The following is a 21,666-nucleotide window of genomic DNA, read 5'->3' as shown; positions in this document are numbered from 1 at the left end:
ATAATGTTTCTGCCGAAGTCGGGCGCTTTAACGGAAAAAAAGCGCCCTGAATTTGCTGATAAATCAGACGAATTACTGTTTAGATGAATTCCCCATAAAAAAGAGCAGACACAAAGTCCACTCAACTATTCAAAGAGTTATTCTGTTAATGATACATACTTATTGACAATGGCTTGAGCGAGACAAGCTGATGAATCCACAAAGGGAATATCGCTGCTTTTTTTATCTGTGACAACATTTAAATCTGTACATGCAATGATAGCCGTATCAACCTTTTCTGCTAATTCACGGTGTAATTCATCAAATAATGTAATAGACTCATTGATTTGACCTTGTTTAATCTTTTCTATTATTTGATCGACACAGGTTTGCCAACTATCTTGATGTAAAAAATCATAATTTTCTCTGATTAAGGCTTCTTGAAATATTCCAGATTGAACCGTTGGAGAGGTGGCTAAAAGGGCTATTTTTTTTGAGTCCTTTGGTATTTTTTTTATGGTTTCATCAACCATGTTTAATAAAGGGACTGAAATCGATTTTTTTAATTGATTAAAATAGATATGAGCGGTATTACATGGGATGGCGATAAAATCAACACCCGTTTTTTCAAGCTTTACAGCACCCTCAATAATTGCCTTTTCCATGTCCGTATGATTGAGAGGTTTATTCACGTAAAAAGGAGTCGGACAAGAATAAATCATCATATGAGGAAAATCAATGTCATTTATTGCTCCATATATTTTTTGGCACTCGTCTACTACTTTATCTACAAATGGCCCGGTAGATTTTGGTCCCATTCCTGCCAGTATTCCAATCATAGTTGTCCTCCTCCTTAAAAATGTGTACCAATCTGTCACCAAGAGTTATTCTACCCAAATTCAGCATTATCCTTCTTATCCTCATCTGAATCTGCCCCCATTTCTTTTCTGGCTTTCTTCTACTGCTTTATCACTTCATCAATCGAATTGTCATACTTACTTCCGCCACACGCAGTCAGCAGAAGGATGGCGGATACACCAGGGAAAATAAAAAGGTTCTTCATATGTGTGGTGCCACATTCAGCCAGATTGCTATAACGTGGAATTTTATAATAACTAAAGTTCGCCCAATCTATTTTGTTTATCTACACATAAAATATTCTATGATTAATTACTCCAAACAGGAGGTGACTCTGAAGAGGTTATGATGAATAGATTGTAAACAAGATCTATTTAATTTTCGCAAAGCCTTAGTCATTTCATATTTGTTCTGCTAATTATTGTAGCTTGTTGAACGCCTGCGGAGCAGATCCGCGTCTCATAACTTATGACCTGAAAGGAGGAAAGCCCATGCCTTTATTTGGATTATATGCAAGAAACCGATTTTTTCGTGGCGGTTTTAGAAGGGGATTTTCACCTCTTGCATTCGAAAGAAGAAGACGGTTTGGATTCGTTGGAAGAGGACGCAGATTTTATTAAGTGAATTATTTTACTCATGTTTTCTGAGGGCCTGCGGGCTCTTTTTTGTTTTCTCTTTATTATCTTGGAGTATTCCCTCCCCTTTTATAAAGAAACAAAAAGTGATGGGTTATTCACCCACTTCACGTCATTTCTATATGTTTGTATGAATTATGGTGAAAAAAATGGTGAGTCAAAACAAAACACGCTCTAACTTTGAGAATTTTAATTTCTTCCTTAATATAAAAAGGCTGACGAAAGTTTTCGTCAGCCTAATCCTTGTGCTTAAATTAACGAGCAATTTTAGTGAAAGAAGAAAGAATAACATGCAGTTATATTGAGAACAGAAAAACAAATAATTTATATACATTCCGCATATTGTCAATCCAGTATGTTATACTGTAAACAAACCTTTGAAGTTTTAAACCTTTTTCTATTACCTTGTACCATCTCCCCCTACTCGAACGTTGAGTAGGGTTTTTTATTAAGTATTATACAGAGAATATAAAAAAACAGGCCCTATATAAAGAGCCTGTTTGTATAAACGATTGAAGATTAAGCTTTTTGAACGTTAGCAGCTTGAGCTCCACGAGCACCTTGCTCAACGTCAAACGTTACTTTTTGACCTTCGTCTAAAGATTTGAATCCGTCACTTTGGATTGCAGAAAAGTGTACGAATACATCGTCTCCATTTTCACGTTCGATAAATCCAAAACCTTTTTCTGCATTAAACCATTTAACTGTACCTTGTTCCATTTTTGTTGCCTCCTAGTGTGATACCACACATTGTATTACTATCCTTGCCCAAAGTATCATCAAGACGAAAAGTCGATATTCATACTATCCTTTACACGAACAAAAATAATTCCCCTTTATCATAGCACGAAACGGAAATAACTGCAAATTAATATTACGTTTCATTGGTGGGGTGTTTTGGTATGGTTTTTTTAGAGGTTCCAATAGCGTTAAATCAAAAGGGATAACAAGCAGTGAGAAATCTCTTTTAGCTACCGTATAATAGACGAATCTGCTCTGTCTACGAATTTTTGTTTCTTGACAGATTTTTAAGCACAAAAAAGAGCAGACTTTTATGTCTGCTCAAATATCCTTACCAATCTAATCCGCCAAGACAAGAATAGATACCAGTATAATTAGGCGCAAAACGCAAGTTGAAGAGACTTCCCACCATCATATAATTGATTGTACTTTAGCTTCAGCTGTTCTAACCAACAATGATCTTCAGGCTTTCCTTTTCCCTGCTAATCTTGAAGCAGCTTCTTCAACTTCTTTCTTTGCTTTTTGTAAAACATCCTCCAGACTTAGTAAAGCTGTTCCTTGCACTCGTATAATTTGATAATCCTCAATACCGAGGAAATTGAACATTGATTTCAAATATTTATTAGAGTATTCAACTTCTTCATACCAATCATCATTTGTATAAATTGATTCGCTAGCTTGTATGACAAGCATTCTTCGTCCATCATTAAGCAGACCCACTGACCCAGTGTCAGTATATTTAAATGTTTCACGTGCGATCATGATATTGTCCATGTAGTCTTTTAATTTTGATGGAATATTGAAATTATGCAATGGCAAAACGATGACATACGTTTTTGCACTTTTAAATTGTTTCAATACTTCTGTCATACGCTCCGTTACTTTTTGTTCATCGCTAGTCAGTTCATCGCCTTTTCCTGCCTTTTCCCATGCGCTTAAAACTGTTTTATCAATCATAGGCACTTCATCACTATACAAGTTAATCTGCTCAAGCTCTTCACTCTTTGGAATTAATTCTTTGTAAGTTTCCAAAAAGCGGTTCATTACCTGCAAACTGTATGATGATGCATCATCTACTTTCGGATGTGCGTTAATGATAAGTGTTTTGCTCATTTGAAATTCCCCCTTTCATCTTCTATTAAAGACTAATTCAATCGTCGATTAAATTAGTCTTTAATATAAACCCTGCATTTTATTTTGTCAAATGAAACAAATAATATATCTAAAGAAGGGTTTTATGATTGACTATCACCAAAAATACTCCTAAGATACAATGTGGTTACCCACAAAAACAAAAGCAGGTGAGTTTCTATGCAGTATAGTGCTGGGGTTGAATATGCTTTACATTGCCTGGTTTATTTAATAGATGTTCCCTCCAAGAAAAGTGTCGGGATTCGGGACCTTGCAGAGTTCCAAGGACTTTCAGAATCATTTCTTTCAAAAGTTTTCGGTAAATTATCTAAAGCTGGTATTGTAAATTCTGTCCCAGGTGTAAAGGGAGGATATAGGTTAGCAAAATCCCCGGAAGATATTTCATTTTGGGATGTAATAGAGGCTGTTGAAGGACCAAAACCCATTTTTCAATGTAAAAATATTGTAAGCAATGGCCTGCTTTATCGAGACAAATGCAACTCCTGTGAATCCAGCAATTCTTCTTGTACAATTAACTTGGTAATGCTTGAAGCAGAAGAACAGATGCGTAAGTATCTTCGTAATAAAACGCTCGCATGGTTAAACAAGGAACTGGACGTAGTATTGCCTAAAAAAACAAGGACAGATACTCGGGAATACTTCATAAAAAAAAGCTCTGACTAAATTAATTAGTTTGAGCTTTTTTTGTGCCTTTAAGACAGCCTTTAATTCACAAGTCATATTTTGTTTTTTCGTTTTTCGATGATTGAATTTGTAAAATTAATGCTGTACCTATATAAGAAATCAATCTTGAGATAAATAAATCCAATTTATATCGTCAAATTCTTTAATAACATAATCTGATCCTATACTACGTAAAATTCTATTAAAGAAAATGATATCATCTTCATCATCGTAATCATATAAATCCTCTTGAACATATTCTTTGATAATAACATTCGTTAAATTTGTATTATTAACAAATTCGGAAAAGTAGGATCTTATAAAAGTTGAATCAGCTTCATATAATTTTTCATCATTAACAATTGAAATCTTAAAAACATTTAAAATCGCATTAATATCTTCTTCGTCCATATAACATAGTGGTTCTAATTTTTTGTCTTCTTCTGTAAATGGCTTTCGAGTATCTTCAATTATTACGTAAGATAAAATGTTACTATCTTTCAGCACACGAAAAATTTCTAAATCACGTAGTTTTAAAGCTCTATTAAGTGATAGCATAATTTCCCCCTACTCAAATACTAACTTTTACGTTCTGTTACACCTACTAAGGCTGCTATTGTTATCACATATGTAGGCTATCATAATATATCAGTCCAACTATATTTAGAAACTTTTTTCGAGGAATAATTGAGTGAAGCATCATTATAAAAAGCAAACTGAATATATTTCCCACCATCATATACACGAATTAAGGTTTTATCTCTTTTGGCATCAACAGGTCCCTTCCTCTTTCACTTAAAGAGGTCTTATACTTCTTTATTACGTTATGAATCACCTCATGCATTCAGCAGAAGGATGAATGGAGATACCGGGAAGTACCCATTAGATTACAGACTTACAGTACAGAAACGCTTCACTTCAAGTTAATGGACACATTTGGTCACAATCATAAACACAAAAAAATACCAAATGTTTAAAACCCTTGGCATCATTGAGATGCGGCCGAGAGGACTTGAACCTCCACGGTTTATTCACCCACTAGGCCCTCAACCTAGCGCGTCTGCCATTCCGCCACGACCGCGTGCTATGAAGCTGTCTTTCCACTAAGCATGTAAGCTAGTGAATCATGATCAGCACTTTGAAAATAAAGTGCGGGTGAAGGGACTCGAACCCCCACGTCGTAAGACACTAGATCCTAAGTCTAGCGCGTCTGCCAATTCCGCCACACCCGCGTGACAAGTGGTGAGCCATGAAGGACTCGAACCTTCGACCCTCTGATTAAAAGTCAGATGCTCTACCAACTGAGCTAATGGCTCGCTCTAAAAGTGATTAAAAATTTTAAAATAAAATGGCTGGGCTAGCTGGATTCGAACCAACGCATGACGGAGTCAAAGTCCGTTGCCTTACCGCTTGGCTATAGCCCAACGAAGGTAAATGGTGACCCGTACGGGATTCGAACCCGTGTTACCGCCGTGAAAGGGCGGTGTCTTAACCGCTTGACCAACGGGCCGTCTGGTTGAGAACTTATCTGGCGGAGAAGGAGGGATTTGAACCCTCGCGCCGCTTACGCGACCTACACCCTTAGCAGGGGCGCCTCTTCAGCCACTTGAGTACTTCTCCATAATGGCTCCACAGGCAGGATTCGAACCTGCGACCGATCGGTTAACAGCCGATAGCTCTACCACTGAGCTACTGTGGAATGATCAGACTTTCTTCATTATAAATGATGCGACATATTGTGTCAAGAAGCAACATTTATTTTTTTGAGAAAGTATCGCTGTCTCTCAACGACTTTTATAATTTAACATAGATCACCGAAATGAGTCAAGCCTTTTTAAAAAATTCTTTTGATTTTTCCTCTGCACTTTCCGCAGGCATATCTTTCCGGATTCATTGCCCGTTTCTTTATATACTGTTGGCCGCAAGCCGTGCATCTATACATATATGTTTTCTTTTCTGTCTTTTTTGTTTGCAGCGGCGTGCAGAATCTCGGCGCGCCGACTTTCTGAAGCAGCTCTCTGAAGTCTTTGTCTCTGTGCTTGTACCCTTTTCCTTCAAGATGAAGGTGATAATGGCACAGCTCGTGTTTAATGATGCCTTCGAGCTCACTCTGGCCGTGTTCGAGCAGATATTTGCGGTTTAATTCGATGTTATGGGAAGACAGCATGTACCGGCCTCCTGTCGTTTTCAGCCGGTCATTGAAAAAGGCCCGGTGGCGGAACGGCTTTCCGAAATCTTGTGCAGAGATGTCTTCCGTCAGCTTTTGAAGTTGTTCGTTATCCATAAGTGCACCCCGCTTTAAAAACATTGAACGGGACAATTCACCGTTCGCATACAATGTGTTAAAACCGCCCTCTAACTAAAAGCTGAGGAGGAATGAGCCATGCCGAATTGGCTGATGAAACAAATGCAAAAAGCGTTTTTAGAAAAGGACAATTACCAAATCAAACTGCTGAACCAGTGCTGGTACTTCTACAGAAAAAAACACTGCTCGTAAGCAGTGCTTTTATTTTACCATAGACAGCGACACTCTGCCTTTTTGCACGTCCACCCCTTCGACCCATACGGTGACGATGTCTCCGACCGATACGACGTCAAGAGGATGTTTGACGAATTGATTGCTCAGTTTTGAGATGTGCACAAGCCCGTCTTGCTTGACGCCGATATCGACGAAAGCGCCGAAGTCTACGACGTTGCGGACGGTGCCCTGCAATTCCATTCCTTCCTTTAAATCCTCAAGCTGCAGAACGTCTTTTTTCAGCAAAGGTTTCGGCACTTCGTCACGAGGATCGCGCTCCGGCCTTGTCAGCTGCCCGCAAATATCCGCAAGCGTAATGTCCCCTATTCCTAGCTCTTCTGCCGTTTCAGACAGCGGAAGTGCGCTGATTTTCTCTTTTACGTCTGCGCTTCCGATCTGATCTGCTGTGAGATGAAGTTTTTTGAGCAGCGCCTTTGTCTCTTTATAGCTTTCCGGGTGTATCCCGGTGCGGTCGAGCGGTTCCTGTCCTTCGGGCACTCTCAAAAAGCCGATGCATTGTTCATATGTTTTTGCACCGAGGCGCGGGATTTCTTTCAGCTCTTTGCGATTTGTGAATTTGCCGAGTTCTTCCCTTTTTTTGACGATGTTGCCGGCAACGGTTTTGGATAACCCGGCTACATATTGAAGCAGCGCTGCTGATGCTGTATTGACATTTACCCCGACTTGGTTGACGACGGTCTCTACGACAAAACGGAGAGATTCGTTTAAGTGCTTTTGGCTGACATCATGCTGGTATTGCCCGACGCCGACGGATTTAGGATCAATTTTCACAAGTTCGGCCAGCGGGTCCTGCAATCTCCGCGCGATGGAGACGGCGCTCCGCTCTTCGACCTGAAAATCCGGAAATTCCTCACGGGCGATTTCTGACGCAGAGTACACGCTTGCCCCTGCCTCATTGACGATAACATAATAGATGTCCCGCTCTGTTTCTTTTAACACATCAACGATGAATTGCTCTGTCTCTCTTGATGCCGTGCCGTTTCCGATCGCCACGACCTCGACTTCGTAACGGTTCAGCAATTGTTTGATTTTTTTCTGGGCTTCGGCTGTCTTTTTGACGGGAGCGTGCGGATAAATAACGTCGATTTTCAGCACTTTTCCCGTCTCGTCAACGACTGCCAGTTTGCATCCCGTACGGAAAGCCGGATCGACGCCGAGCACGACTTTCCCCTTCATCGGCGGCTGCAGCAGGAGCTTACGCAGGTTTTCAGCGAAAATATGGATCGCCTGCGCGTCTGCTTTTTCTGACAGCTCTTTGCGGATGTCACGCTCAATAGCCAGCTGGATCAGGCGTTTGTACCCGTCCTCAATGGCTTCTTTCAGCGTTTCTTTCACAGGCGTTTCACGATGTTTGATGATTTGCTTTTCTAAATAAGCTTTCAACTGATCGGCGGGCGGTTCGATCGCAATCTTTAAAATGCCTTCTTTTTCACCGCGGTTCATCGCAAGCACTCTGTGAGGAACGACTTTTTGGATCGGCTCTTCGTATTCATAATACATTTCATAGACGTTTTTCTCGTCATCTGCGGCTGACTTGCCTGCCGTGGATGTGAGAATTCCTTTTTTATACGTTTCCTGGCGGATCCACTTTCTAAAATGAGGATCATCCGAGATTTGTTCGGCTATGATGTGCTTCGCGCCTTCAATGGCTTCTTCTCTTGTAGCGACTTCTTTCTCTTCACTGATATATTGATCAGCGATTTCATGGAGCCGGTTTTCTTTCGGGAGAGAAAGAATATAGTCCGCAAGCGGCTCAAGCCCTTTGCTTTTGGCGACGGTCGCTTTTGTTTTCCGTTTTTGTTTGAAGGGACGGTATAAATCCTCGACTTCCTGAAGTTTGGCCGCTTGTTCGATTTTTTGTTTCAGTCCGTCCGTCAGCTTGTCCTGTTCGGCGATCAATCTGATGACTTCTTCTTTCCGCTGCGTCAGGTTTTGTATGTATTGCCACCGCTCGGAGATTGCCTGAATCTGCACCTCGTCCATTGAGCCTGTCTGTTCTTTTCGGTACCGCGCAATAAACGGAACGGTATTGCCGTCTTCAAGCAGGCGGATGACACTTTCGACATTTTTTTGGGATAAAGCTGTTTCTTCAGCAATTTGTTTTTTCAAAAGGGCTAACGTTTCCATATCACAAAAGCCTCCATCTCTTCATTCTTTCTCTAGTGTATCAAAAAACGGCGGAACATAAAAAAAGCAGCCTTACGATAAAAGCTGCCCGAGAATATAGGTCAAATCATCACGTCTGGATGTTGTGTACGGATGAAGTGATTTTGATATAACTTCTATTGAGTGTCCCTGCTTTAAGCAGGTGCGGATATGCGGAACCTCCAGCCCATCTGTATAGATGATGAATGTTGCCCCTTTTTCATATGATGAGGTATACGTTTTGTACTTCTGCGGTTTGCCTGAAAGGTAGCCCGAAATCGGCAGCGGATGAAAGACTTCGCCTGATGGGGAATGCAGAAAGAAACGGACGTTCCCGATCGAACAGTATGTCAGTTCCCTTTTGGTGAAATTGAATTTTAAGATGGAGGCAGTCGCCCCTCTTTTGTTTCTCATCGCTTGATTGCAGCGCTCAATGATGCTTTCCACATCCTCATCTGCATACGTCTTTACGATGTCTTTAATGGCTGACGAAGATTCGTTGGCAAGAGATCCGCTGCCGAGACCGTCCGCTACCGCGCAGACTAATTCCTCTTCATTCGCCTTTATAAAAAAGCTGTCGCCGCATATGGACTTGCCTTCTTTATTTAATTGGTATACAAGAGTTTGCACATGTTCATTTTCTTCAACCTGAATCATTACATTAGCTCCATGGAGGGATCTCCAATCAAGGCCTCTCTCAGTTTTTTCACCGCTTTCCGCTGCAGGCGCGAGACGTGCATTTGAGATATTCCGAGAATGTCCCCTGTTTCTTTTTGGCTTTTATTTTGCACAAAAGTTAGATCGATAATTTGTTTTTCGCGGTCGGACAGCACATGAAGCACGCTTTTGATCATCATCTGCTGGTTGACGCGTTCGTATCCTTCCTCCTGCGAACCGACGATATCAAGAATCGTGACGGTGCTTCCGTCCGCATCCGCTTCGATGCTGTGATCGACAGACAGCGCCTGATAGCTTTTTCCCATCTCCATCGTTTCCAGCACTTCCTCTTCTGATACATCGAGAAAGGCCGCGATTTCTTCGACTTTCGGCGACCGCTGTGTCTCTGTCGTCAGCTGATCCACCGCCATTTTTATGCGGGGGCCGAGTTCTTTAATCCGTCTCGGAACATGTACGCTCCATGTTTTATCTCTGAGGAAGCGTTTGATCTCACCAATGATGGTCGGGATTGCAAATGCTTCAAAGGATTTGCCGACCTCGGGATCATACCGTTTAATGGCACCGAGAAGCCCGATCATCCCGACCTGGCGGAGATCTTCGTGAAAGCTTTTTCCTTTTGAATATTTCTTTGCCAGCATTTCGACGAGATTGGTATACACCTCGACAAGTGTTTCCTGGGCTTCTTTATTATCATGTATTTGAAAGTCGAGTATGAGCCGATCAACTTCATCTTTAGTTAGTTTCGTAGTTTTTGATGGTTGTGCCATGATCAACTCGCTCCCCATTTAAATACTTTGTCATCGCAACGGTTACGCCAGAGTTGCTTTGAACTTTGACTTCATCCATGAGCGTTTCCATTAAATATAGACCGAGCCCTCCTTCTGACAATTGATCGACTGTGTGCGAAGGTGTGTACGGCCCGAGATCCTGCTGCTTTTGATCAAAATCAAAGCTGTCTCCCTGATCGGCGACAATGACCTCCAGCCGATCCTCAAACACACCGAACCGCACGGATACTTCTCCCTTATTCTCATCTTTGTATGCATGCTGGACAGCGTTTGTACAAGCTTCACTGACAGCGATTTTCAAATCTACAATGTCATCATAGGTATAGCCCATTCTGCTGGCCACACCTGATAACGTAAGCCTGACGATTCCTACATATTCCGGTTCGGCCGGAATTTTCATCTCTATATAATCAACTGATGTACTCATTGCACGCCACCTTCTGACTTTGCCGAAATATCGATGATGTCCTTAAGCCCCGTAATTTCAAACAGACGGACGAGCCTTTCGGAAAGATTCTCAAGCTTCAAAGAACCGCCTTCCTTGCTCACCGTTTTAAACACGCCTACAAAAATGCCTAAACCCGTACTGTCCATATAGTTCACATCTTTTAAGCAGATTCTCATGTTTTTCCCCTCGTTAGCCAGGGGCATCAGCTTTTCACGAACCACCGGAGCTGAGTATACATCAATTTCTCCGGCGATATTGAATTGTATATCTGAAAGATTTTCCTTCATATCTACTGTTAAATTCATCGTATCACCTCTGAAAGTTATCCTTACTCGTGCTAATGGCTTTTTACCCGTGCTGCCGTTTTTCTAAACCTTTCTTTTCAGAACAATTAACGTAAAATCGTCATGAAGCTGAAAATCCTGGAGTCTCAGCAGGCTGTCGTAAATATTTTTGACCATATCCTGCGCGGAGCAGTCCATATGTTCTTCCAGCATGCGCTGAATGTCGCCGCGCTCCAGGAAACCGTTTTCGGTACGGCATTCGGTGACGCCGTCAGAAAAAAGAACGATCATGTCTCCTTCGTCCAGGTGCTGTTCATATTGGCTGTAATCAAAATCCTGAGAAATTCCGAGCACCAATCCTTTTGCCTCCAGGTCATTAAACTTTTTTTCTTTTTCAGAGTAGTAGAAGCCCGGTTCATGCCCCGCAGAAGCATAGGTAAATTGGTGGCTTTTCATATTGTAGTTTGCGTAAAACATGGTGATAAACATGCTTGAATCCACGTTCTGTTCTACAACGCGGTTAAGATTTTTCAGCACTTGGGAGGGGTGAATGCCGATCTCCGGAAGAGAGTCCATGGCATACTTAATCATCGACATGCACAATGCGGCGGGTATTCCTTTTCCAATGACATCGGCTATCGCGATGTTAATCGATTCCTTGTCTTTGACAAAGTGATAATAGTCCCCGCTCATCTGTTTGGCGGGAACGCTGATCGCCCCGATATCCAGCTCTTCTTCCTCAGGAATTTTTGTGCCGAGCAGCGTCTGCTGAACATTTGCGGCAATTTCAATTTCTGAACGAATCTCCTGCTGGATATCTCTCAGACTTTGGTGCTCCTGATAAGCCATCCCGTAACCAATCATGACTTCTATTAAAAAATCCAGCGAATGAAAAACATCTTCCGGCAGATCCGGATAAAGTTCTTTTACTACTTTCCGGTGGATGCTGATAATTTCCTCCGGGGGAACTTGATGTTCAATCGTTTTTCGGCTGAATTTTTGTGCTTGATATAAAGATGTTTCTGTTAATTCGGCTATATAACGGCTAAGCAGCTGATGGTACCGCTGCTCTATAACCTCCCTGAAATCCACGTTCTAACCTCCTACCGAAGCCATTTCACGGCTTGAATCTCTGTTCCTTCCTCCGCAACAGATTGCAGGCTGAATTCGTCCATCAGCCTTTTCACGCCCGGAAGGCCCGCTCCCAATCCGCCTGACGTTGAAAAGCCGTCTTCCATCACTTTACGGATGTCCGCGATTCCGGGTCCTTTGTCTTCTGCTATGATTTTAAGGCCTTTTTTTCCTCTGTCGTTTACTTGTTCTATGCTGACCTGGCCTTTGCCGGCATATAAGTAGATATTTCTGGCCAATTCTGAGATAGCCGTCGTGATTCTGGCCTGATCCACCGTGCCGAAGCCTAATTCCTTCGCAACGTTGCGGCCAAGCTGTCTGGCGGCTACGATATCCCATTCTGTCATGATTTTCACACAGGATTGGTCGTTCATCGCTATTCCCCCAATTCCCGCTTCAATGTCTCAAGCCCCTGCTCTAAGTCGAGCGCCGTTTCGATTTCCTCAAGTGAGATTCCAAGTTCAATCAATGTGACCGCTACAGCTGGCTGAATTCCTGTCAATACGACCTTTGCGCCCATCAATTTTGACATGGTAATGACATCGCCAAGCACTTTCGCAATAAATGAATCGATCATGTCGACGGATGTCAGGTCAATGACGACCCCGTTTGCGCCAGTTTCATAGATTTTGTTCAGCAGGTCTTCTTGAAAATGCAGAGCAGTCTGGTCGTCAAGCTCCCATTGGATGGATACCAATAAGCAGTTATACAGTTTCAGAATCGGGATTTTTGGATGTCTCACAATGTTATTCCCCCAATGAAACGATTTTTCGATTTGTCATTTCAAGCGCTGTTTGAATTCCTTTTTGAAGGGTATTCTTCGTAATAACCTGCGACAAATCAATTCCCAGGTTAACGATCGTCTGCGCGATTTCCGGACGGATTCCGACGAGCAGGCATTTCGCGCCGACAAGCCGCACCGCTTCTGATGCTTGGATAATGTGGTGCGCCACCATCGTATCAACGACCGGCACGCCCGTAATGTCAATTAAGACAACTTGTGAACGGTGCTTTACGACGCCGTTTAACAGATTTTCCATGATTTGTTTCGCACGCTCCGTATCAATCGTCCCGACAAGCGGCATGACGGTTACATGCTCAAATACCGGGATCAGCGGAGCCGACAGTTCCTGCAGCGCGATTTTTTGCAGAGAAACTGTTTTTTCCCAAGAGATGGAATACTGATTTAAAATTTCCGTGTTGATCGGGCTGAAAAAGCTGTCTATTTCCAAGATCAGTTCTGCTCTGTCATGATCGGCCATCTCATGGTCAACCATCGTTTCGTAAAGCAGCTTCCAAAACTCTGACAGGGTGACTGAAAGAAGCTTCAATGACAGGCCGAGCTGAACGGCGCGCAGTGCGAGCTGGCTGATCTGCTCTTCCGCAGCCTCGTCATCTTTTGTCGATAATAAAAGAATGTCTATATAGTCTTTGCAGATATTTTCGGATATGTGATACGTAAGCTGATAATCTTCCTGATTGCCTACTTCTTTTAATTTGGCTGTCCAAGTATCAAGCAGTTCATCATGCTGATCAATAATGAACTGATACACTTTCTGATTCGACATGGGTTTCGCTGACCTCCCGACACAAAACAACATATTTTGTTTGATTATCTCTTTATTATAGCGCTAATGTTTTTCGAAAACAAAAAAAGTTGCTCTATATGAGCAACTAGAAAAATATGACTAAAAATCAATGAGTGCCAAACTGATTTGCAGGGCTTCATCAACCTTATCCATCATTTCATCATCCAGATGAGTTATTTTATCCGTTAATCTTTGCTTGTCAATCGTCCGAATTTGCTCCAGCAAAATAACGGAATCTCTTTCAAAACCGTAGCGTTTTGCATCAATTTCGACGTGGGTTGGTAATTTCGCTTTCTGTATTTGGGCTGTTATGGCTGCAACAATAGCAGTTGGGCTAAAGCGATTTCCGATATCATTTTGGATCACTAAAACCGGGCGTACGCCGCCTTGCTCTGAGCCAACAACAGGAGATAAATCAGCAAAATAAACATCGCCGCGCTTTACAATCAAAATGATTATCCTCCGCTGACTAAGCGCTCAACCGTCGTTTCTGCTTCGCACTCAGCATAGTGAGCCTCAGAAGAAATATTCAAGTTGATTTTCGCCATTTCCATATACCCGCGTCTCATCAAATCACGGTTATGGCGAGTTGTCCGTTCGCTGACATACGCTCTCACTGCCTGTGATATCAGTTCGTTTCTGCTTCGTTTCTCCCGCATCGCTACACCATCCAATTCAGCTACTAAGTTTTCAGGCAAGCTGATTTTCATTTCGGTTCTTGCGCTGGATTCAGACAAAAAACATACACCTCCACCAAACTTACGGATACGACCAATTATCCATCCAGACATAATGATACCATTATTCAAACGTCAAGCAAAGCTGTTTTATAAATTCTCTTTTTCCGGATGACGGTTACTTACTTGTATTTTCTTGCAGTAAAGGATTTCTTACTTCCATTATACTCTCATTTTCCAAAAACATACGGGGAACGCGGGAACTAATCGTACAAGGGATCTCGTAATTAATCGTCTCAAGCCGCCCGGCGATTTCGTCCATCGTGATCGTTTCTTCCTTCTGGCTGCCGATCAGGGTGACTTTGGTGCCCGGCGGATAAGATTGGTCCAGTTCTACCATCAATTGGTCCATGCAGATTCTTCCAGCAATATTCATCCGTTTGCCGTCGATCAGCACGGCCGTACCGCTCAGCTTGCGGAGCCAGCCGTCTGCATAGCCGATGGGAACGGTCCCGATCCATTGATCCTTCTCTGCCGTATATGTTGCGCCGTAGCTGACGCTTTCCCCTTTGCGGATCTTTTTCACATGGGATAAAACAGAGTGCAGCGTAAAAGCCGGCTTTAATTGAAATGGAATTTCATTTTGAATGTCGGCAGAAGGACGAAGCCCGTACATACTGATGCCGAAACGAACCGCGTTAAAGAAGCCTTTTTTAAGACGAAGGCCGGCAGCGCTGTTCGCGCAATGCACCATCAATTCCTTTAACGGAAGCGGAGCAATCAATTTTTTAAAGCGCTCAAATTGGAAAAGGAAATAATCCCTGTTTTTTTCATCCGCGGTAGCAAAATGGGTAAAAACGCCTTTACAGACTAAACCCGGGTTTTGGCTGAGGATTTTTAATACGCTTTGGATTTCTTCCTCCGTTTTGACCCCGAGTCTGTTCATGCCGGTATCGACTTTCAGGTGAAACGGCACTGTTTCACTTCCGAGGTGGCGTGCAGCTTCCTGAAGCCATTCAACAGAATACCCCGTCAGTGTTACGTCATATTCGGCAGCTGCTTGTACATATTCGGGCGGCACGGCGCCAAGCACGAGAATCGGCGCTGTAATGCCACGTTTTCTCAATGAGATCGCTTCATCCAGTATGGCAACGGCAAGACAAGAGGCACCCGCTTCAAGCGCGGCTTTCCCGACTTCCAAATCTCCGTGGCCATACGCGTTCGCCTTTACAACCGCCATGAGATGGACGTTTTCGCCGATGTGTTTTTTCATATGTGTAATATTTTCTTTAATCGCAGACAGGTTGATTTCCGCCCACGTATCTCTGTAAAAGGATGCTGTGTTCACTCGATACACTTCCTAGCATTATTTTCAATCCATATTGTTATTATCATACTAAAATTATTCTGCAAAGTGAAATCAAAAAAAGAAAGAGACCGACAGCGGCGGCCTCTTTTTTGACGTTATTTTGATGACTGTCCCTGCATGCTTTTGGCGGCTGCCACCATTTCATCTTTGGTAAGATCCTTCGATGACAGGAGGTAATCGACTCCGTCATATGTCCACGTTAAAGACGTATCAGACAGCGCGGCGACCGTGAAGCCGAGATTAACCGGTTCGCCGTTCAGCGTGACGGCAGAGGCGGCTTTTGCGATTTGGGCTTTTTCTTGAATGAGCGTGAATGATTTTTCCCCGCCGTATGTCATGACGATCCGTTTGCCGTCCGCTGTTGAAATATCTTTTTCTTCAAGCTTTTTGACGCCGGCCGGCAATTGAAGCGGAGTTTTTACCGCAAATGAATCAGACGGCTTGGCGCTTGTGGCGACGTCCATCTGGGAGAGCGTCATATTTTTCTTCTCGTCAAAAGAATCTTTGTCAAACGGTTTGTTGAATTCAAAGCTTTTGAATTCGACTTTCACCATCACTTTCCGGTCTGTATCCATGACTTTGACGAGCGACGGGCTCATGTCCTTTTTGTTGAAAGTGATTTCTTGCGTCGGCAGCATTTTGTTGTGCTGATAGTTTGTTTTCGTTTCAAAAGTGTACTTTTTATCCTTGGCGGAATAGACGGCGTCTTTGTCACTTTGCACATCTTTTACAAGTGACTCGAACAAATATACTTGACTGCTGTTATTCGGCCAGTCGCTTTGGAATCTGAAGCTCTTATTTAAAGACGGCGTGAGGACAAATACTCCGTTAGCGTTCCGTAAAATGACTTGGTTTTGGTCTTTTTTCGGATTTTCCAGATAGACCCGGTACAGGGAAGGTTTTTTATGCCAGATTTCCACATTGTATACTTGCGGATCACTCCCCGTTTGAATGGTCATTTTGGCTTTCGCCTTGTACGAGGTGTATTCTTTCGCCTTCTTATCTAAACCGTTCACAATATCTTCCTGTGATTTTTGGCCGCAGGCCGAAAGAATAAGGACGGCAAGCAGTCCCGTTAAAAGCAAAACAAAGCTTTTTCTCACCTTTTTTCAACCCCTTCTTCTCAATTGATGTAAAGGGAAGAAATCGCTTGTTTGACTTTAACGGTACGCCCTGAACGGCCGGACGCGTACCATAAAAGCCTCAAACAACTTGTCTCCCTTAATGCACTATCAAATATATGAAGGGGTTTCGGCTAATATGCAGACTAGCGTGACAACCTTTCAATCACGACCTGCGCCGCAGCGTATTCTTTTGTATGGGTAATGGAGACGTGAAGTGCCGCGCCGTCCAGCTTGGCACAGGTCAGCACAGGCTTTCCCGCCGGGTCCTTCCCGATTTCAATATCCTGAAAACTGAGCTCTTTGCCGATACCTGTGCCGTATGCTTTCGAAAAGGCTTCTTTTGCCGCAAACCTTCCCGCGAGAAATTCAATTTTCCTTTTGTCTGACAGCTGTGTAAAACGGGCGTATTCAGCCTCCGTCAATATTCTTTGCGGAAACCTCGTCTGCCGGCTGAGCATGTTTTCAATTCTGTGCAGTTCAACGATGTCGATTCCGATTCCGAAAATCATGTGAATTCCTCCTAAAAGTCCGTACTAAAAAACGGTTTATGTCATAAACGTGTTACTATATATGTAACAAATCAGATGCAAAGGGGCTTGCGATGTTTATACGAACGGAAAATTTCCAGACTTTTATCAGACGTTATCCGGCCGTCAGCTGTATTTTGGCGCTGCAGGCGTTCTTGTGGCTGTTTTTCAGCCTGCCGCTTCATTCCGTCATGATGTGGTCAGATGCAGTGACCGGCTATAATTACGGCGTTGCCGAAGGAGAATGGTGGCGGCTGGTGACACCGATGTTTTTACACGCGAATTTCACCCACCTTCTGTTTAACTCCATGTCTCTCTTTTTATTCGCGCCCCCGCTTGAGCAAATGCTCGGAAAAGTCCGCTTTCTGATTGTGTACATCGCATCAGGCATCATCGGCAATATCGGCACGTATCTTGTCGAACCGCTTGATTATGTGCATGTCGGCGCATCAGGGGCGATCTTCGGACTTTTCGGCGTGTATGTGTTTCTGACTGTTTTCCGCAAGGAGCTGATCGGCCGGGACCAGTCGAAAATGATTATGACCCTGCTTGTCATTGCGGTACTGTCGACGTTTATCAATTCTAATATTAACATTATGGCGCATTTGTTCGGACTGGCAGGCGGATTTTTGCTTTCTTTTTTATGCGTGCAGCAAAAAAAGCGGCGGTATTAACCGTCCGCTTTTTCATATGAATACCATCGCCCGATGCGTTCGGCATCTTCCTCGCTGACATCCCTCAGCATGACATGCTCCATATGGTGAGCTGATTTCACCGCTGTAGCCACGGATGCGAGCCGTCTTCTTTTTTGCAGAAAGGATCGGCTGACTTCGAACATCTGCATTCTTCTTCTCAGCATAATCGTGGTCGTCTTCCCGATCAGCCTCGTGGTGATCTGCAGCCGGCCGCCGTTTAAGCACCATGACGCACTCCTAAACGAGGCATAGCCCAGCACCAGTTCGGCGGGAAGCACAAGAAGCGATGCATATCCCCACGGTTTAAACAGAATACAAAGCGGAATGATCACGAAAACCGAGAAGATTACGGAGCGGAATAAATATCGGCGCAGCGATCTCTTCGGCAAATGATGCCGATTTTCGTCCAGCACGTAATCCGGGGTGAAATCCTTGAGCATCACACCGAGCCTTGATTTGCGGATGATCGGAAACAGAATCGTCTGAGCTCCTTCTTTCTCATTCCCCGCACTGCCGGCGCTGACAATCGCAACCGTCGCGTAGCCGAATAACTGTCTGATGACATTTTCTTTAATTTTGATGGCTTGGATTTTACGGAGCGGCATCGTCACTTGATGCTTTTCAATAATTCCTCTGGTAATGACCAATTCATGTTCCTTTTTCTCTATTTTAAAGTTCGCATGCTTGATCATCATACCGGCGATGCTTAACAGCCAGGCGATGAACAAACCCACGAAAATGATCACGGCGTAAATGCTGATGCTCGCATGCTTGAGAAAAGAAAATCTGTCATAGAGCCAGTCCATCGGAAATACTTCATCAATCTGAGAAATGAGGGCGAATACCGCTGAGATGATGACACCGATTCCTCCGGATGTTGAGGCGGCCATGAGCAGCTCACCTAAAGACAGGCGGTAGACGGATTGCACATCATCCTCACGCACGGGCTCCTGCTCCGCTGCAGTTTCCCGGTGCTCTTCTTGCTCGGCTTTTTGCTGAAAAACAGCCGCTCTGATCCGTTCCGCCTCGTCCACCGTAATGGCGGATAAGACGGCCTCGGCATTTTTCCCGTCGCCGGCCGTTTCAATTTGCAGCTTCACAAGCTTAAAAAGCTGCTGAACGACGCCGGCACTCGTATTCATTGATTGAATCCGGTCAATGGAGATGTATCTTTTTTTCGTAAAAAATAAGCCTTCTTCAATCCTGAATTCTCCGTCTTCAATCCGATACGTGAACTTCCTCCACTCGATCACACTTGCCGTAATCAGCCAGATCAGCAGAACGGCGAGCGCAATGCCGCCATAAAAGCGGATGAAATGGTTGGAATTGACGATATAGACGAGAAAAAAAGGAAGAATAATGTTTTTAATGGTTTCGATAATAATATGGAATAAGTTCAAAATCACGGCCGCCGGGTGCAGACGTTTCGGTTCAGACATCATCTTCCGTCACCCTTGCCAGACGGGAAATGGAATCCCTCAGCCGGTCAGCTTCCTCCATATCAAGCGCCGGAATGGAATGAACGGTTGCCGCCGTGGAGATTTTGACTGAGGCCAGCTGGTATTTTCTGAGGAGCGGGCCTTGTGAAGTGTCTACGTGCTGCACCCTCACCATCGGCACAATGACCCGTTTGACAATAAAAATGCCGGATTGAATATCAATTTCATTTTCATGGACTTCATAACGCCATATCCTGTGCCTGATTTTCGGTATGGCATAGATGGATATCACTGACCCGATAATCCAAATGATGCCGAGGACTCCCGTGATCCAATACGGCCAATGGAAGAAATGGCTTAAAACAGCTGCTGTTATGACCGCTAGAAGACAAACGGCGGACAAGATGACTTCCTGAAGACGCCAGACTTTTAAGCCGCTTGGACTGATTCGATTTTTTGGCTGTGCTCTCAATATACCTACCTCCCATTTTTTATCATACATACAAATACGGCTGATTTGCAAAAAAGATTCACTTTCCGGCATATCGAAAAAAAGCGGACCCCATAGAAGGGTCCGCTTTCTGTGTCTTAGTATGATTTTTTCTGGCGTCTGTCACCTGAAGAACGGCGGTCGTTTGAACGTTTTTTATCGTAGGAAGAACGGTTGCTGCTTTTCCCTTTACCGCCGCGGTAGCCGCCGCCTTGGCCGTCTCTGCGCTTAGAAGTACGCTGGTTTTTATAGCGTTTGCTGACCATCGGCGCTTCATCAGTGAGGCGTACAGGCGTGCTGTCCGGCTCTTTAGTCGCCATTTTAATGGCTGCAGCCACAACTGTCACTGCATCATGATCTTCTAACAGTTCCGCAGCTGCCGTCATGTAGAAGTTCAGGTTGTTTTCGCTGATCGTCGTGCGCAGACGGTCAACCGTCACCTGCTGCTGTCCTTCTAATGCTTCGTCAAGCGTCGGCTCTTTCATGCGGTCCATTTTGCGTTTTGTCGTCTGTTCAATCGCGCGAAGCATGCTTTTCTCACGCGGTGTGATAAACGTCATCGCCATACCCGTTTTTCCTGCGCGGCCCGTTCTTCCGATACGGTGAACGTAGCTTTCAGGATCTTGAGGCACGTCAAAGTTGTACACGTGGGTAACGCCTGAGATATCAAGTCCGCGGGCAGCAACGTCAGTCGCTACAAGCACTTCGATCGCACCTTCTTTAAACTTGCGGAGCGCTACCATACGCTTCGCCTGCGTTAAGTCACCGTGAATTCCTTCAGCCGCATATCCGCGAAGGTTCAGAGCTTCCGCTAATTCGTCAACACGGCGTTTTGTACGGCCGAATACGATCGCAAGTTCCGGAGACTGAATGTCAAGAAGACGAGTCAGCGTGTCGAATTTTTTGCGTTCTTGCACTTCCAAGTAGAACTGCTGGATGTTTGATACAGTCATTTCTTTCGCTTTTACTTTTACGTGCTCCGGCTCAGTCATGAAACGCTCTGCGATCCGTTTGATCGGCGCAGGCATTGTTGCTGAGAATAAGAGCGTTTGGTGCTCGCTCGGCACGTTTGAGAGAATAGATTCGATATCATCAATGAATCCCATGTTCAGCATTTCATCTGCCTCATCCATGACAACCGTGTTCACGTTGTTTAAACGGATCGTGCGGCGGTTGATATGGTCAAGAAGACGTCCCGGCGTACCTACGATGATATGCGGGTTTTTCTTCAATGCGCGGATTTGACGTCCGATATCCTGACCGCCGTAAATAGGCAGCACTTTCGCACGCTTATCTTGTCCGATTTTATATAACTCTTCAGATACTTGAATGGCTAATTCACGGGTTGGCGCGATTACGATTGCTTGAATATTAGGAGACTCGGGGTTCATTTTTTCAACAAGGGGTATACCGAACGCAGCTGTTTTACCTGTACCTGTTTGCGCTTGTCCGATGACATCTTTATTTAAAAGTCCGAGCGGAATCGTTTGTGCCTGAATCGGTGTTGCTTCTTCAAATCCCATACGATTGATTGATTTCATGAGATCAGAACTTAATTGGAAATCTTGAAACGTTATAGTCAAATTATTCAAACTCCTTCTGATTGCTGTTTCAGTAATGTCGTGATTTACCACTAAAAACTGCCCTTCCATGTAAAGGACAGGATCATACGTATACAAAGCCCGAATTACTTTACGTTTAATCTTACCATTACA

At 43.8% G+C, this 21,666-nt stretch carries 25 protein-coding genes, 7 tRNA genes and 1 pseudogene; 3 read left to right on the top strand and 30 right to left on the bottom strand.

What is annotated here, in order from left to right; genetic code table 11:
- Nucleotides 1-137 precede the first annotated feature (137 nt).
- The 4 genes and pseudogenes from BAMF_RS22750 to BAMF_RS22740 form a co-directional block, all read right to left on the bottom strand.
- Nucleotides 138-818: an aspartate/glutamate racemase family protein gene (locus tag BAMF_RS22750; protein WP_013351110.1), complete on the bottom strand. Its 681-nt coding sequence runs from the start codon at nt 816-818 to the stop codon at nt 138-140.
- A gap of 122 nt (nt 819-940) precedes the next feature.
- Nucleotides 941-1,042 (bottom strand): annotated as a pseudogene (locus tag BAMF_RS42160) (lipoprotein); the annotation flags it as partial.
- A 949-nt stretch (nt 1,043-1,991) separates the two neighbouring features.
- Nucleotides 1,992-2,192 (bottom strand): cold shock protein CspC, encoded by a 201-nt coding sequence (gene cspC, locus BAMF_RS22745; protein ID WP_013351108.1) that lies wholly within the window; start codon nt 2,190-2,192, stop codon nt 1,992-1,994.
- Nucleotides 2,193-2,675: 483 nt separating this feature from the next.
- Entirely contained in the window at nt 2,676-3,326 is a 651-nt protein-coding gene (locus BAMF_RS22740; RefSeq protein ID WP_013351107.1) for an FMN-dependent NADH-azoreductase, read from the bottom strand.
- A gap of 198 nt (nt 3,327-3,524) precedes the next feature.
- Here BAMF_RS22740 and BAMF_RS22735 point away from each other — a divergent pair, with 198 nt between their 5' ends.
- Nucleotides 3,525-4,028 (top strand): RrF2 family transcriptional regulator, encoded by a 504-nt coding sequence (locus BAMF_RS22735; RefSeq protein WP_013351106.1) that lies wholly within the window; start codon nt 3,525-3,527, stop codon nt 4,026-4,028.
- A gap of 120 nt (nt 4,029-4,148) precedes the next feature.
- Here BAMF_RS22735 and BAMF_RS22730 read toward each other — a convergent pair whose 3' ends face one another.
- From BAMF_RS22730 to BAMF_RS22690, 9 genes are all read right to left on the bottom strand, one after another.
- The gene (locus BAMF_RS22730) at nt 4,149-4,586 is read right to left on the bottom strand and encodes a hypothetical protein (RefSeq protein WP_013351105.1); all 438 of its coding nucleotides are present in this window, start codon (nt 4,584-4,586) and stop codon (nt 4,149-4,151) included.
- A gap of 439 nt (nt 4,587-5,025) precedes the next feature.
- Nucleotides 5,026-5,109 (bottom strand) — tRNA-Leu (locus BAMF_RS22725).
- A gap of 69 nt (nt 5,110-5,178) precedes the next feature.
- Nucleotides 5,179-5,260, bottom strand: a tRNA-Leu gene (locus BAMF_RS22720).
- 8 nt (nt 5,261-5,268) lie between these two features.
- A tRNA-Lys gene (locus BAMF_RS22715) sits at nt 5,269-5,344 on the bottom strand.
- Between the two features lie 33 nt (nt 5,345-5,377).
- Nucleotides 5,378-5,452: transfer RNA gene (locus BAMF_RS22710), tRNA-Gln, on the bottom strand.
- Between the two features lie 11 nt (nt 5,453-5,463).
- A tRNA-Glu gene (locus BAMF_RS22705) sits at nt 5,464-5,538 on the bottom strand.
- A gap of 19 nt (nt 5,539-5,557) precedes the next feature.
- Nucleotides 5,558-5,648: transfer RNA gene (locus BAMF_RS22700), tRNA-Ser, on the bottom strand.
- Between the two features lie 4 nt (nt 5,649-5,652).
- Nucleotides 5,653-5,727, bottom strand: a tRNA-Asn gene (locus BAMF_RS22695).
- A gap of 135 nt (nt 5,728-5,862) precedes the next feature.
- A complete protein-coding gene (locus BAMF_RS22690; RefSeq protein ID WP_013351104.1) occupies nt 5,863-6,312 on the bottom strand; it encodes a SprT family protein in 450 nt (149 codons plus the stop codon).
- A gap of 99 nt (nt 6,313-6,411) precedes the next feature.
- Between BAMF_RS22690 and cmpA the strand changes: the two genes are divergently transcribed.
- A complete protein-coding gene (gene cmpA / locus BAMF_RS41140; protein ID WP_003156164.1) occupies nt 6,412-6,525 on the top strand; it encodes a cortex morphogenetic protein CmpA in 114 nt (37 codons plus the stop codon).
- Nucleotides 6,526-6,534: 9 nt separating this feature from the next.
- Here cmpA and BAMF_RS22685 read toward each other — a convergent pair whose 3' ends face one another.
- The 14 genes from BAMF_RS22685 to acpS all read right to left on the bottom strand — a co-directional run bounded on the left by BAMF_RS22685 (nt 6,535) and on the right by acpS (nt 17,309).
- Nucleotides 6,535-8,694 carry a Tex family protein gene (locus BAMF_RS22685; RefSeq protein WP_013351103.1) on the bottom strand — a complete coding sequence of 720 codons (2,160 nt, stop codon included), beginning with the start codon at nt 8,692-8,694 and terminating at the stop codon, nt 6,535-6,537.
- Nucleotides 8,695-8,766: 72 nt separating this feature from the next.
- Entirely contained in the window at nt 8,767-9,369 is a 603-nt protein-coding gene (locus tag BAMF_RS22680; RefSeq protein ID WP_013351102.1) for a PP2C family serine/threonine-protein phosphatase, read from the bottom strand.
- Nucleotides 9,369-10,157, bottom strand: a complete 789-nt coding sequence (gene sigB, locus BAMF_RS22675; protein WP_013351101.1) for an RNA polymerase sigma factor SigB — start codon at nt 10,155-10,157, stop codon at nt 9,369-9,371. Before sigB ends, BAMF_RS22680 begins: the two co-directional genes overlap by 1 nt.
- Nucleotides 10,123-10,605 carry an anti-sigma B factor RsbW gene (gene rsbW / locus BAMF_RS22670; RefSeq protein WP_013351100.1) on the bottom strand — a complete coding sequence of 161 codons (483 nt, stop codon included), beginning with the start codon at nt 10,603-10,605 and terminating at the stop codon, nt 10,123-10,125. The genes sigB and rsbW overlap by 35 nt, the downstream gene beginning before the upstream one ends.
- Nucleotides 10,602-10,931 carry an anti-sigma factor antagonist gene (locus BAMF_RS22665; protein WP_013351099.1) on the bottom strand — a complete coding sequence of 110 codons (330 nt, stop codon included), beginning with the start codon at nt 10,929-10,931 and terminating at the stop codon, nt 10,602-10,604. The genes rsbW and BAMF_RS22665 overlap by 4 nt, the downstream gene beginning before the upstream one ends.
- A 63-nt stretch (nt 10,932-10,994) precedes the next feature.
- On the bottom strand, nt 10,995-12,002 hold the full coding sequence (locus BAMF_RS22660; RefSeq protein ID WP_013351098.1) for a PP2C family protein-serine/threonine phosphatase: 1,008 nt from the start codon (nt 12,000-12,002) through the stop codon (nt 10,995-10,997).
- 11 nt (nt 12,003-12,013) lie between these two features.
- A complete protein-coding gene (locus BAMF_RS22655; protein WP_013351097.1) occupies nt 12,014-12,415 on the bottom strand; it encodes an anti-sigma regulatory factor in 402 nt (133 codons plus the stop codon).
- 2 nt (nt 12,416-12,417) lie between these two features.
- On the bottom strand, nt 12,418-12,783 hold the full coding sequence (gene rsbS, locus BAMF_RS22650; RefSeq protein ID WP_003156180.1) for an RsbT antagonist protein RsbS: 366 nt from the start codon (nt 12,781-12,783) through the stop codon (nt 12,418-12,420).
- Between the two features lie 4 nt (nt 12,784-12,787).
- A complete protein-coding gene (locus BAMF_RS22645; protein WP_013351096.1) occupies nt 12,788-13,609 on the bottom strand; it encodes an STAS domain-containing protein in 822 nt (273 codons plus the stop codon).
- Between the two features lie 120 nt (nt 13,610-13,729).
- Nucleotides 13,730-14,080 (bottom strand): type II toxin-antitoxin system endoribonuclease NdoA, encoded by a 351-nt coding sequence (gene ndoA, locus BAMF_RS22640; RefSeq protein ID WP_003156187.1) that lies wholly within the window; start codon nt 14,078-14,080, stop codon nt 13,730-13,732.
- Between the two features lie 5 nt (nt 14,081-14,085).
- On the bottom strand, nt 14,086-14,367 hold the full coding sequence (gene endB / locus BAMF_RS22635; RefSeq protein ID WP_003156188.1) for a type II toxin-antitoxin system antitoxin EndoAI: 282 nt from the start codon (nt 14,365-14,367) through the stop codon (nt 14,086-14,088).
- A 118-nt stretch (nt 14,368-14,485) separates the two neighbouring features.
- The gene (gene alr / locus BAMF_RS22630) at nt 14,486-15,655 is read right to left on the bottom strand and encodes an alanine racemase (protein ID WP_013351095.1); all 1,170 of its coding nucleotides are present in this window, start codon (nt 15,653-15,655) and stop codon (nt 14,486-14,488) included.
- 116 nt (nt 15,656-15,771) lie between these two features.
- Nucleotides 15,772-16,779, bottom strand: a complete 1,008-nt coding sequence (locus BAMF_RS22625) for a LolA family protein (RefSeq protein WP_013351094.1) — start codon at nt 16,777-16,779, stop codon at nt 15,772-15,774.
- Between the two features lie 164 nt (nt 16,780-16,943).
- Complete coding sequence (gene acpS / locus BAMF_RS22620; RefSeq protein WP_013351093.1) at nt 16,944-17,309, bottom strand: holo-ACP synthase; 366 nt, start codon at nt 17,307-17,309, stop codon at nt 16,944-16,946.
- A gap of 92 nt (nt 17,310-17,401) precedes the next feature.
- Here acpS and BAMF_RS22615 point away from each other — a divergent pair, with 92 nt between their 5' ends.
- Nucleotides 17,402-18,001, top strand: a complete 600-nt coding sequence (locus tag BAMF_RS22615; RefSeq protein ID WP_013351092.1) for a rhomboid family intramembrane serine protease — start codon at nt 17,402-17,404, stop codon at nt 17,999-18,001.
- Here the strand turns inward: BAMF_RS22615 and BAMF_RS22610 are convergent.
- The 3 genes from BAMF_RS22610 to cshA form a co-directional block, all read right to left on the bottom strand.
- On the bottom strand, nt 17,998-19,464 hold the full coding sequence (locus tag BAMF_RS22610) for a PH domain-containing protein (protein WP_013351091.1): 1,467 nt from the start codon (nt 19,462-19,464) through the stop codon (nt 17,998-18,000). The genes BAMF_RS22615 and BAMF_RS22610 overlap by 4 nt on opposite strands.
- The gene (locus tag BAMF_RS22605; RefSeq protein WP_013351090.1) at nt 19,454-19,933 is read right to left on the bottom strand and encodes a PH domain-containing protein; all 480 of its coding nucleotides are present in this window, start codon (nt 19,931-19,933) and stop codon (nt 19,454-19,456) included. Before BAMF_RS22605 ends, BAMF_RS22610 begins: the two co-directional genes overlap by 11 nt.
- A gap of 116 nt (nt 19,934-20,049) precedes the next feature.
- The gene (gene cshA / locus BAMF_RS22600) at nt 20,050-21,534 is read right to left on the bottom strand and encodes a degradosome RNA helicase CshA (protein ID WP_014469785.1); all 1,485 of its coding nucleotides are present in this window, start codon (nt 21,532-21,534) and stop codon (nt 20,050-20,052) included.
- Between the last annotated feature and the right edge of the window lie 132 nt (nt 21,535-21,666).

The sequence above is a fragment of the Bacillus amyloliquefaciens DSM 7 = ATCC 23350 genome (assembly GCF_000196735.1).
GTDB lineage: Bacteria > Bacillota > Bacilli > Bacillales > Bacillaceae > Bacillus > Bacillus amyloliquefaciens.
The sequence above is the reverse complement of the archived record's forward strand: the minus strand, read 5'-3'. Positions and strand labels throughout refer to the sequence as shown.

Bases quoted from the DNA above. Each gene is read 5' to 3' on its own strand.
- BAMF_RS22750 (WP_013351110.1), bottom strand. From the start codon at position 818: ATGATTGGAATACTGGCAGGAATGGGACCAAAATCTACCGGGCCATTT.
- cspC (WP_013351108.1), bottom strand. From the start codon at position 2,192: ATGGAACAAGGTACAGTTAAATGGTTTAATGCAGAAAAAGGTTTTGGA.
- BAMF_RS22740 (WP_013351107.1), bottom strand. From the start codon at position 3,326: ATGAGCAAAACACTTATCATTAACGCACATCCGAAAGTAGATGATGCA.
- BAMF_RS22735 (WP_013351106.1), top strand. From the start codon at position 3,525: ATGCAGTATAGTGCTGGGGTTGAATATGCTTTACATTGCCTGGTTTAT.
- BAMF_RS22730 (WP_013351105.1), bottom strand. From the start codon at position 4,586: ATGCTATCACTTAATAGAGCTTTAAAACTACGTGATTTAGAAATTTTT.
- BAMF_RS22690 (WP_013351104.1), bottom strand. From the start codon at position 6,312: ATGGATAACGAACAACTTCAAAAGCTGACGGAAGACATCTCTGCACAA.
- cmpA (WP_003156164.1), top strand. From the start codon at position 6,412: ATGCCGAATTGGCTGATGAAACAAATGCAAAAAGCGTTTTTAGAAAAG.
- BAMF_RS22685 (WP_013351103.1), bottom strand. From the start codon at position 8,694: ATGGAAACGTTAGCCCTTTTGAAAAAACAAATTGCTGAAGAAACAGCT.
- BAMF_RS22680 (WP_013351102.1), bottom strand. From the start codon at position 9,369: ATGATTCAGGTTGAAGAAAATGAACATGTGCAAACTCTTGTATACCAA.
- sigB (WP_013351101.1), bottom strand. From the start codon at position 10,157: ATGGCACAACCATCAAAAACTACGAAACTAACTAAAGATGAAGTTGAT.
- rsbW (WP_013351100.1), bottom strand. From the start codon at position 10,605: ATGAGTACATCAGTTGATTATATAGAGATGAAAATTCCGGCCGAACCG.
- BAMF_RS22665 (WP_013351099.1), bottom strand. From the start codon at position 10,931: ATGAATTTAACAGTAGATATGAAGGAAAATCTTTCAGATATACAATTC.
- BAMF_RS22655 (WP_013351097.1), bottom strand. From the start codon at position 12,415: ATGAACGACCAATCCTGTGTGAAAATCATGACAGAATGGGATATCGTA.
- BAMF_RS22645 (WP_013351096.1), bottom strand. From the start codon at position 13,609: ATGTCGAATCAGAAAGTGTATCAGTTCATTATTGATCAGCATGATGAA.
- acpS (WP_013351093.1), bottom strand. From the start codon at position 17,309: ATGATTTTCGGAATCGGAATCGACATCGTTGAACTGCACAGAATTGAA.
- BAMF_RS22615 (WP_013351092.1), top strand. From the start codon at position 17,402: ATGTTTATACGAACGGAAAATTTCCAGACTTTTATCAGACGTTATCCG.
- BAMF_RS22610 (WP_013351091.1), bottom strand. From the start codon at position 19,464: ATGATGTCTGAACCGAAACGTCTGCACCCGGCGGCCGTGATTTTGAAC.